This is a genomic window from Chitinophaga sp. (genome assembly GCF_036566945.1).
Lineage (GTDB): Bacteria > Bacteroidota > Bacteroidia > Chitinophagales > Chitinophagaceae > Chitinophaga.
On the sequence record NZ_DATCVJ010000753.1, the window covers coordinates 1 to 10,685 of the forward strand.

General features: G+C 45.1%; 11 protein-coding genes. 6 read left to right on the top strand and 5 right to left on the bottom strand.

The window, feature by feature from the left end; translation table 11 throughout:
• Positions 1-129 precede the first annotated feature (129 nt).
• Together VIP81_RS22630 and VIP81_RS22635 are read left to right on the top strand one after the other, a co-directional pair.
• Positions 130-573, top strand: a complete 444-nt coding sequence (locus VIP81_RS22630; RefSeq protein WP_331966760.1) for a MauE/DoxX family redox-associated membrane protein — start codon at positions 130-132, stop codon at positions 571-573.
• Between the two features lie 81 nt (positions 574-654).
• Positions 655-975 carry a DUF6520 family protein gene (locus VIP81_RS22635; protein ID WP_331966762.1) on the top strand — a complete coding sequence of 107 codons (321 nt, stop codon included), beginning with the start codon at positions 655-657 and terminating at the stop codon, positions 973-975.
• 139 nt (positions 976-1,114) lie between these two features.
• Here VIP81_RS22635 and VIP81_RS22640 read toward each other — a convergent pair whose 3' ends face one another.
• The 4 genes from VIP81_RS22640 to VIP81_RS22655 all read right to left on the bottom strand — a co-directional run bounded on the left by VIP81_RS22640 (position 1,115) and on the right by VIP81_RS22655 (position 4,715).
• A complete protein-coding gene (locus VIP81_RS22640; RefSeq protein ID WP_331966764.1) occupies positions 1,115-1,288 on the bottom strand; it encodes a hypothetical protein in 174 nt (57 codons plus the stop codon).
• The gene (locus tag VIP81_RS22645) at positions 1,267-1,830 is read right to left on the bottom strand and encodes a hypothetical protein (RefSeq protein ID WP_331966766.1); all 564 of its coding nucleotides are present in this window, start codon (positions 1,828-1,830) and stop codon (positions 1,267-1,269) included. The genes VIP81_RS22640 and VIP81_RS22645 overlap by 22 nt, the downstream gene beginning before the upstream one ends.
• 4 nt (positions 1,831-1,834) lie before the next feature.
• Positions 1,835-2,158 carry a hypothetical protein gene (locus tag VIP81_RS22650; protein ID WP_331966768.1) on the bottom strand — a complete coding sequence of 108 codons (324 nt, stop codon included), beginning with the start codon at positions 2,156-2,158 and terminating at the stop codon, positions 1,835-1,837.
• 169 nt (positions 2,159-2,327) lie between these two features.
• Positions 2,328-4,715 carry a glycoside hydrolase family 2 protein gene (locus VIP81_RS22655; RefSeq protein ID WP_331966770.1) on the bottom strand — a complete coding sequence of 796 codons (2,388 nt, stop codon included), beginning with the start codon at positions 4,713-4,715 and terminating at the stop codon, positions 2,328-2,330.
• A gap of 339 nt (positions 4,716-5,054) precedes the next feature.
• Here VIP81_RS22655 and VIP81_RS22660 point away from each other — a divergent pair, with 339 nt between their 5' ends.
• The 4 genes from VIP81_RS22660 (at position 5,055) to VIP81_RS22675 (ending at position 9,881) form a co-directional block, all read left to right on the top strand.
• Complete coding sequence (locus VIP81_RS22660; protein ID WP_331966772.1) at positions 5,055-6,503, top strand: circularly permuted type 2 ATP-grasp protein; 1,449 nt, start codon at positions 5,055-5,057, stop codon at positions 6,501-6,503.
• 17 nt (positions 6,504-6,520) lie between these two features.
• Positions 6,521-7,456 (top strand): alpha-E domain-containing protein, encoded by a 936-nt coding sequence (locus tag VIP81_RS22665; protein WP_331966774.1) that lies wholly within the window; start codon positions 6,521-6,523, stop codon positions 7,454-7,456.
• 12 nt (positions 7,457-7,468) lie between these two features.
• A complete protein-coding gene (locus VIP81_RS22670) occupies positions 7,469-8,458 on the top strand; it encodes a transglutaminase family protein (RefSeq protein ID WP_331966776.1) in 990 nt (329 codons plus the stop codon).
• A 208-nt stretch (positions 8,459-8,666) separates the two neighbouring features.
• Positions 8,667-9,881 carry a glycosyltransferase family 87 protein gene (locus tag VIP81_RS22675; RefSeq protein ID WP_331966778.1) on the top strand — a complete coding sequence of 405 codons (1,215 nt, stop codon included), beginning with the start codon at positions 8,667-8,669 and terminating at the stop codon, positions 9,879-9,881.
• Between the two features lie 108 nt (positions 9,882-9,989).
• On the opposite strand, the gene VIP81_RS22680 is transcribed toward VIP81_RS22675, so the two are convergent.
• Positions 9,990-10,571 carry a PhnA domain-containing protein gene (locus VIP81_RS22680; protein WP_331966780.1) on the bottom strand — a complete coding sequence of 194 codons (582 nt, stop codon included), beginning with the start codon at positions 10,569-10,571 and terminating at the stop codon, positions 9,990-9,992.
• Between the last annotated feature and the right edge of the window lie 114 nt (positions 10,572-10,685).

A 10,685-nucleotide genomic window follows, 5' to 3' on the forward strand; every position in this document is an offset into this window, starting at 1 on the left:
ATCCAACTCACTTTCACTGATAAAAATGCGGCGGTCTTTCAGGTACCGGCACAGTTTAATATAGGGCTCATGCTTTTCCATATGAGACAAGAATATAGGTCGTAACTACACAATATAAAACTTTTAAAAATGTCCAGAAAACGGGTCATTGAAATAATGGTCGCTTTGTTAATCCTGTTATTTGCGTATACGGGTGTGTCTAAACTACTCGACTATACGTTGTTTAAAAATATGTTAAGACTACCGCCCTGGTCTTTCCCGGCGACAATTGCCGGTTACATTGCGGCGTTGCTGCCAGCAGGCTTGCTGAGCATTGCCATCATGCTGTTAATTCCTTCGCTGCGTTTAAAAGGGCTTTGGTTGTCGCTGTTTACATTGTTGGCATTTACTGTTGCGATTGCCATCCTTTTCCTCTCCGGGGCGTCACTTCCTTGCAGCTGCAACGGCGTGTTTGCGGGTATGAGCTGGGAATGGCATGCCCTATTTAATGCTGCTTTTATACTACTGACTATTATCACTATTGGCTTATACAAACTGGAGCGATGGTTTATTCAACAAACCACCTCCGCATAACGCTTTATTGCAATAAACAGGTAGCGCGTCCTGTAATAACGTGCACTATATTTTGTATCACATTTTAAACCTCCACATCAAATGAAAAAAATCCGTTTGGCCCTTGCGGCCTTTGTTATCGCCATTGTTAGTGCTTTTGCCGTAAAAGCAAACAGCACTCCTCCACCTATCAGCTGGACCTGGGCTTGTGTAGGAGACGATATCACCAATCCATATGATTATATCCAAACCAGCCCCTCCTCCAGTTGCTCGTTTATTGGCACAAAATTTTGTGCGGTTAAAACATATGAAGACAGTGGATATCCGTTTTTCACGACTGCGATCCAGAACGATTTGACAGCTATTAAAAATGGAACTAATCCCACGTCCAACACCTCCGGTGCGATCAGGTTCCGGCCTTAATGAGCTAACATAATAAAAAACGGCGGAACATTTCATGCGCATGAAATGTCCGCCGTTTTTTTACGCTGGCTTAGATGGCCGACCAGTTAGGAACGGCCGGTGCAATGAGGTTCCAGCAAATTATGATGGGTGGGGATGCTTAAACTCCCAACTTCTTCAAAACATAGGTATCAAACCAGGCAGGAATATCATTGGTTTCTATAATCATCGTTTCTCCATCTATTATTTCTGCAATCAGGCGATAGGCATTGGCGGAGTTATCAAAGAAAAAACAACGATGGCAGTAAGGAATCATGTCCGCCACCAAATCCATTGACTTAATATACCGCTCCCGGATCTTTTGCTCATTAACGGATGACCTCCTTTTTCCACCCTTTCAGATACCCGGTTTACGTTGATATCGGCTGATTCAGTGGATATGAAATACAGATAATTTTTAAACCCCGCCGCATCGGCGCTTTTAAAAACATCCAGCTTGGAGGGATGTGACATAACCGTCTCGAAGGAAAAAGTACCTCCTTTAGCGATGAGTAGTTTTCTCAGGTATTCTGAAATCAAAGCGGCTTCATAACTGTTTGAACCGCCTCCGGTAGTGATTACGTTGTTCGAAAGCTTCAGGCTCATTTTAAATCCATCGGCCAACGCTTTTTTCATTAATGTGGAATGATCAAGATAGGATTGAAAATCTACCGTATCTGCTTCCAGCTTATAATCTCCGAGGTTAACGAATCCTCTTTCATTACATGCCTTTTCAATATCGTCAGCATTTATGTAGATCCCTGTTTTGAATACTTTCTGGATTTCCTTTATAATGGTGCTTTTGCCTGAGCCATTAGGACCGGCAAATACCCTCATTCGTCTAACGTTTCTTACCGACATGGATGACAGTTCCTTTGATGAGATTACGTTTCTTGTATGCTTCCAATGATATCAAAGCAATCTGCGATATCCGTTCCTGTCTGCCATCCGGCATTTCCCGTACTACCCAACCATCTCTAACGAACGTGACTGGTAAGTTCATCGCTTTATTTTCATTAATAGCATTAATGGCAGCCTCACGCCCTATGGTCTCAAAAAAAGCTTTGGATACCGGTTCTTCGTAGGTATTCAAATCCTCACCCTTCCGTGCTTCTTTGAAAGCCTGATATATTTTAAATCTATGTTGATTACTTCTCCTGGACATATCCCCGATTTTTCAGTTGTAAGGATAAACTTATTAATAAATGAAGATACGAATTTTAAATAAGGTCTCGCCCCGTTTCAGTTTACAAGTATATGATGCTTGCACCCCTAAAAAACGCAGCCTGTTTCGCACACTTGAAACAGACTGCGTTTTTTTTACGCTCCTATATTCAATTCATAAACGCTTCTATCTTCTTCTTCTCAGACAGTTTTACAAACTGTCCGTACTTGTCCAGGTATTCTTTTGCCACTGGAATAAATCCGGCTTTATCCTGTTTATTCAACAGGTAAATAGTTTTTGCGCGCAGGAATATTTCTTCGCCGGAGGTGCCGTAAGGTTTTATGGTGGCATAAATAGCTGACCAGTCGGGGTTGGCGCCATCAGGAATGGCTGGTGCGATGAGGTCCTGGTAAATGAGGTTCATCATTTTCACGGAGGCTTGTCGGGCGCCCATGGCTTTGTCGATGGCATCTGCATTATTGCGGATAATAGTGAAGCCGGTGTCTTTGGTACTGCCGGTGACCTGCATCACGTAACGAAGATCATCTTCCGAATACGGCTGCTTCATCATGGCCAGATAATCTGCGCCAGCCATAGCGGCGCCGTCTTTATCGCCGGCTTGCACGGCCATCATGGCCATCTTCCGTAAAAACTCCGGTTCTCTTTTTCCATCTATATATTGCTGTAGTACGGCGCTGTATAATGCGGCAGGTTCTGTAATATCTGCATCTGCGGCGGTTACTTCTGGGATAGGACCCAGATCCGGATTCAGTGCGGCGTGTATTTTTCTGATTTCGGCGAAAGGAATTTTTACGACCTGCCGGTCGTAAGTGAGCAAACCGTTTTGTTCTCCTTCCACATCAAACGGTTGTGTATAGATGCTGGCAGAGAGGCCCTGTCGCTGTAACAGTTGCAGGTGCTGATTCATGATCGCATATTTTGCTTTCAGCGCACCGGGCTTTTCCAGGATGTATCCCCAGGCGCTGCTAACGTTCCACTGATGATCGGGAATGAATACGCCGATGCCGCCAAACTCGCCCAGTACCTGCGCTTTGCCCGGCATGCGGATCGCATTCATGGGATTGGGATAGCTGTGTACGTCGGTGAGGTCGGCGCTGACATATGCGTTGGGACTGGGACTACGTAGCTTTTCATTCACGTAGAGGTATTCACCGGAATGTCCGTTGACGAGCCGGGAAGGGTCGGTACGTTTTATCCATTCGGTGAGGCGTTGCTGATCAAACTGTCCCCACTTTTCGTTGAACAGCACCCAGGTGGTAATGCTGGGATAATTTTGCAGTTGTGCAATAGTTTCTTTGCATTGTTGCTCAAAGGCCGCTTTGGCGCCGTCTGGCAGCCCATGATTAGGGCTCACCATATCCTGCCATACGAGTATGCCTAGTTTATCGGCCCAGTAGTACCACCTGGCCGGTTCCACTTTAATATGTTTACGGATGGTGTTAAAGCCCATGGCTTTGATCACTTTGATATCAAACGACAATGCCTCATCGGTGGGGGCAGTATATAAACCGTCGGGCCAGAAGCCCTGATCCAGTGTACCTAAGTTGAAGTAAGGTTTGTTATTAAGCAGGATGCGCTCCACGCCTTTATCATCTTTGCCGACAGAAATTTTCCGCATACCGAAATAACTTTTCACGGCGTCAACGGTTTTATTTCCTTTCAGCAGGGTAATGGATAAGTCGTACAGGAAAGGGCTGGAAGGTGACCACAGGGCGGCTCCCGGCACTTTCAGCTGCAACTTTGTGCTGCTGTTGCCTTTGATGCGGCCTACTTCTGTGCCGGCGCCTGATGCCACGGCTTCCACGGTATAACCTGCGGGCGCGTTGACGGTAATATTCAGGATGCCTTTATCGATGTCTGGTGTGATATTAAGACCGGTAATATAATCAGTGGGCACTTTTTCCAGCCATACGGTTTGCCAGATGCCGGAGCTGGGTGTATAATAAATATCGGCGGGATTCAATACCTGTTTGCCATGCGGTCCTATGCCCCTGTCGGAGGGATCATATACTTTTAGCACCAGCGCGTTTTCACCGGCTTTTACGGCGGCGGTAATATCGATCGTAAAGTTCGTATAGCCGCCGGTGTGAGTACCCACTTCTTTACCATTGAGATATACTTTGGTTTGCCAGTCTACCGCACCGAAATGCAGCAGTGTTCTTTCTCCGCTGGCGGGTGTGATATTAATTTTCCGGCGGTACCAGAGGCGTTGCTCCGGCTGCAGACTTTTCTTTACGCCTGACAGGGCTGATTCCAGGGGAAAGGGCACCAGTATTTGTCCGTCGAATTTAGCGGGTTCTTTGGCATCTGCGGTGGTGATCGCATATTCCCAGAGGCCATTGAGGTTTTGCCAGTCTTTACGTTCCAGTTGTGGACGGGGATAGGCTGTCAGTGCGTTATCCGGATTTACTTCTTTCGCCCACCTCGACTGAATAGCGATGGGTTGCATCTTATACCCCTGCTGTGCGGATAGCTGCTTACAAATAGTGAACAGGGCCACAGCCGGCAACAAATGTTTTACGATTAGTTTTAACATAATGGTGTTGGGAATTATTCTTTATTGGTTAATTGAGTACTGCGGAAGGGAAAGGCTATGAAAATCGGTTGATGATATCATTCGTCGTTGAAACAGGTCCGGGCGTTAAACAAAAAAGCACCAAAATATACATAATTATCGGGGATTAAACGGCGCTAACTTTTGGAAGATGTTAATCTGATTATTTTCAAATTTTATTAATATAAATAATTATAATTATATGTTTAATTATCTCATAAAAACAAAAAATAAACATATTCTACCTATAAATATTAAGTTATTCTATGTATATTATGAAAAAACAGCCCTTCATCATGGAATAGATAAAATATTACAATTATGACTACTATAAACCTCAACCGCTATCAGCATGTCTCCAACACCTGGGATGAAATGTACATTTCTGATAATCACCTCCGGGAACAGTATCATAAAATCATTGGCTACCTGGAAAATGAATCTGCCAACGACCTGAATAAAAAGGAGGAACTGGCCAAACGATTATTCATGAGTCAGGGGATCACTTTTACGGTGTATGACAGTGGAGAAGGGATAGAAAAGATTTTTCCCTTCGACATCATTCCCCGCATCATCACCTGCGCCGAATGGTCTTTCATAGAAAAGGGCATTAAACAGCGTTTAAAGGCATTAAATCTTTTTTTGAAAGATGTGTACAACAACCAGTTTATCATCAAAGATCAGGTGATCCCCGCTTCCTTAATCTACTCCTGCCCTCACTTCTTACGGGAAATGCACCAGCTGAATGTGCCCTATGACATTTACATCCATATTGCCGGTATTGATCTGATCAGAGATTATGACGGTACTTTTTATGTACTGGAAGACAATCTCCGTACGCCTTCCGGCGTCAGTTATATGCTGGAAAACCGGGAAATCACGAAACGGCTATTCCCCGATCTGCTGCCGCAGTGCAAGGTGCGCAGCGTAACAGAGTATCCGGCGATTCTTTATAAAAACCTGCTGGCCCTCTCGCCCCGGCCAGTGGCCAATCCGACTATTGTGTTATTAAGTCCGGGGATGTACAACTCCGCCTATTACGAACACACTACGCTGGCCCGTCTCATGGGTGTAGAACTGGTGGAAGGCCGCGACCTGGTGGTACGGGATCAGAAAGTGTACATGAAAACTACCACGGGCCTGCAACAGGTAGACGTTATTTATAAAAGGGTAGATGATGAATTTATTGATCCCCTTGTATTCAATCCCAAAAGTGTCCTGGGCGTAGCCGGCTTAATGAGCGCCTACCGCAAAGGCAACGTGGCCATCATTAACGCTACCGGCAACGGTGTAGCCGACGACAAAGCCGTATACAGCTATGTACCGGATATGATCCGCTACTATCTCAATGAAGAACCCCTGCTGAAAAACGTGCCTACATTTAGTTTAGGTAACGCGGAACATAAGGAATATGTCTTTCAGAACATGCATAAAATGGTGATCAAAAAAACCAATGAAAGCGGCGGCTATGGCATGTTAATGGGACATGCTGCCAGCGAAGCCGATATCGAAAATTATAAAAAAGAAATACTCAAAGATCCGCGCAACTTCATTGCACAGCCCACCATCAGTTTGTCGACCGCCCCTTGTTATATGGATGGCATGTTGCAGCCAAGACGGGTAGACTTAAGGCCATATGCCCTCGTAGGGCCGGATGGCATATCCATTGTACCGGGCGGCCTCACCAGGGTGGCCCTGAAAGAAGGCTCCCTGGTTGTAAACAGTTCACAGGGTGGCGGCAGTAAAGACACCTGGGTTTTAGCATCTTAAATTTATATCTATCGCCTATGTTAAGCAGAGTAGCATCCAGTTTATATTGGTTAAGCAGGTACGTAGAACGCAGTGACGGCATCCTGAGAATGCTGAAAATCAACTACGCCTCCTCCCAGGACACCATCCAGGAATTTACCTGGACGCCGGTGATCCGGATTTCCTCCGGCGGCCATACCGCCGAAACATCGGCTATTAAAAATGATAGCCGCTCTGTAGTGGAATACCTCCTTTTTAACCGCGACAACCCCAACTCTATCATCAACATGATTACGCTGGCCCGCGAAAATGCCCGCAGCGTACAGGAACATATTGCCAAAGATCTGTGGCAATGCCTCAATGAATATTATCATACCGTAAAAGACCCGAAACTGCTCTGGTATGTACAAAAAGATGATCCGGTAACGGCACTCGACATCCTCATCAAACAGGTAATGCTCTATTATGGCACCGCCGGCAGCATCATGGAACGCGGTGAAATCAGGAGCTTTATGAGTATCGGTAAATACCTGGAAAGAAGTATCCAGTCTATCGACATCCTCGATATTAAATTTATCTCCATCTCCAACAATCCGGATCTGCTTACGGACACCTCCTACTGGCAACACCTGCTGCTATCGCTGGGCGGATATGAGTTGTACCTGAAGACCTACCGCAAAGGCTTCGAAGCAGAAAATGTACTGGAACTGGTAATGCTGAACAATGACTTTCCCAGATCCGCCAAATATGCGGTGCATAATATTCATCGTTATTTTGAAAGACTAAAAAGTGATAAAAATATAGATCATTACAACCAGTTGTCTTTTAACATCGGCAGGCTGAACAGTACTATCACGTATAGTTCTGTCAACAGTATGAAAGCAGAAGGACTGCACAATTATCTCGTCAAGATCCGCAGTGAATTGTATGGTATCGGCAACCTCTTAAATGAATACTATTTCGCGAACGCTTAACTTTTATTACATATGCCTGTTTTCAAAATAAAGCACCTCACGCATTACACATATGAAGCACCTGTGCGCGACAGCGCCAACCAGATTGTCCTGTATCCTATTAAAGATGAGTACCAGAAGGTGATCCGGCATGAACTCAACATCTCCCATCATCCCGAAGTAGAAATATTTAAAGACTACTATGGCAACGAGGTGGGCATTTTTACACAACATGAACCACATCATGAATTAAAAATTTTCTCCGGTAGTTGCGTGGAAACCACTGCCAGAGCATTGCCCACAGATGAGCTGCCTCCTGCGGTGCAGTGGCAGCTGCTGGACGACATTAAATACGATGTAGCCTATCTCGATTACCTCAAGCAGGAGATGTTTGATCAGGCCGCCCTGCTGCGGGATACATCTCTCGGATTAAAACAAACAACAGATACTCCTTACAACACCGCAGTGAGATGCTGCGATTATGTATACACTCAATTTGAGTATATCAAAGGCGTTACGACCGTAGATAGCACGCTGGAAGAGATACTGGAGCTCAAAGCAGGTGTATGTCAGGATTTTGCGCATGTGCTCACTGCCATGCTGCGGTTTATACAAATTCCGGCCCGCTATGTGAGCGGATATATTTGTCCCAATAAAAACGGGATGCGGGGCGAAGGCGCCACCCATGCCTGGGCGGAGGTGTATATTCCTGAATATGGCTGGCTGGGGATTGACCCTACCAATAATTGTATTGCCAATGAAAACCATGTAAGATTGGCGGTAGGTCGAAACTTCAGCGACTGCTCCCCGGTGAAGGGCGTATACAGTGGCGGCTCCGGACATACACTGGAAGTCACCGTATCTGTAGGATATGCGGATGATGATCATTTTGACAGCGATCCTTTTACCGCTCCCCGGCAGGCGGTGAAGCCCGCTCCAGTATCGGATCAGCCGGTAAAAAATAGTTATCAGCGTCACCTGGAAGATATCATGCAGCAACAACAACAGCAACAACAGCAATGAATACACGGATTTCCCGGGTGAACCGGGAAATCCCGTCTACGAACGGCAAAATAGCCCACTGGCGTGCCCTGCCGCCATTTCCTAACAAAATCCTAAAACAATTTCTTAATTCTCAAATAAAGAAAAAATTATATAGTTTTACGGTCAACAACCTACTAAAACGAACTAAGAATTATAACTACAACTGTCACGACTTTAAAAGAGTAACATGCAAAGCTTAGCCATAAAAGGCCGCTGGGACGCTATCTGCCGCGCAGTTAGCAACATTCCACCAAAATATCTTTACACCCTGTTTTTATTGATGGCCGTTGGCATATCGGTTCACTCCTGGTATTCTTCGCAGGATATGGAGAAATGGACCCGTTACAATAACTTTCTGATCTTCAAAGACGCCTGGGCTCACCTGATACATAACCAGGACCTCTATGTATTATATCCGGCGGAGTATTATGACCTGTACAAATACAGTCCTTCTTTTGCCATGTGGATGAGTGCTTTCGCCTGGATGCCGGATGTACCGGCGCTGATTTGCTGGAACATTATGAATGTGGTGATATTTCTGATAGCGATCAGGAAGCTGCCGGTGAAAAAAGATAAACAGTCTGTCCTGTTGTTGTTCCTCGCCATAGAGATGATGATTGCACTGACCAGTTCACAAATCAATGTACTGATCACCGGCTTTTTCATTCTGGCCTGGCATTGTATGGAGAACAAGAAAATCTGGCTGGCCGCTTTACTGCTGGTAGTGACTATCTACATCAAAATATTTGGCATTGTGGCGTTGTCGTTGTTCCTGTTGTATCCGCAACGTTGGAAATCCGCGCTGTACACTGCTTTCTGGACATTGGTGATTGCGGTGATGCCTTTACTCGTCATTTCTACGGAGCAACTGACGTTCCTGTACAAGAGCTGGGCGTATCTGCTGGCCAATGACTACTCTGCTTCTTATGGGGTGTCAGTGATGGGCTGGTGGCATACCTGGTTTAACATGGACATTTCCAAACAGGCTTTTATACTCACGGCGGCGGCTATCTTTATGGCACCGTTTATAAAAATATTATACAGCAGGGAAACAAAGTTTAACCTGAGTATGCTGGCATCTGTATTGATTTGGGTGGTTATTTTCAATCACAAAGGAGAGTCGCCTACTTATATTATTGCGCTCACGGGTGTGGCCATCTGGTATTTTACACAACCACCTACCCGGTTAAATACCACGCTGGCAGTGCTTACGCTGGTGTTCACCTCTTTTTCTTCTACCGATCTGATTACGCCTTACTGGATTGCCAGAACATATGTGGAACCTTATGCCGTAAAAGCGGTTTTCTGTTCCATTGTATGGGTAAAAATTGTGCTGGAGCCGTTTTTTGTAACACAAGCCAGCAAAATGGTGATCGCAGAAGAGCATTACAAAGCTGCTTAAAAAAGAATTACGAATTTCAAATTACGAATTACGGATTTGTGGGTAGATATCTGCGTTTACTATCTACCCACAAATCCGTAATTCGTAATTCGTAATTTGAAATTCTCTTTAGCTCTGTTTTCTTACATATTTAGTAAGAATAACGATCAGCTGCCCTTCTATTTTACCTTCAATTTGTTCGGTGTTATCCTCTACCAGCCGGATATTTTTCACGACGGTACCCATTTTAGCATTCAGCGTAGAACCTTTTACATCGAGGGATTTGATCAGCACCACAGCGTCGCCATTTTGCAGGGTGGCATTGTTACAATCCCGGTGCAGTTCTACGGCTGCATCGTTATCATGATCGCCGGTGGCTTTTGCCCAGGCTAATGCTTCATCATTCAGGTAGATCATATCCAGGTTATCTGCCGCCCAGCTTTCGCTTTTTAAGCGATTCAACATGCGCCAGGAAACGATTTGCACGCCTGGTATTTCACTCCACATAGAATCGGATAAACAACGCCAATGTTCACTATTCAGTTCGGCTTTCTTCTCTACCTGCAACTGACATGTATCACAAATCATGATACAGTTATCCTGATCGCTGGAAGATTGCGGAGGCACTTCATAAACATTCAATGGTTCAGTGGCCTGGCATAGCTCACACTTATTCTCACTCCTTTGAAGTAATAGTTCGTTCAGCTTCATAAAATCCCTTGTAGTAAAAAAATGTGCACGAAGGTAATGTTTTTGGACTTGTGGTCCTATTCCTGCCACGGAAGAAAGTCAGCCGCGTCCTCCTCATTTCAGCAATATACGGGT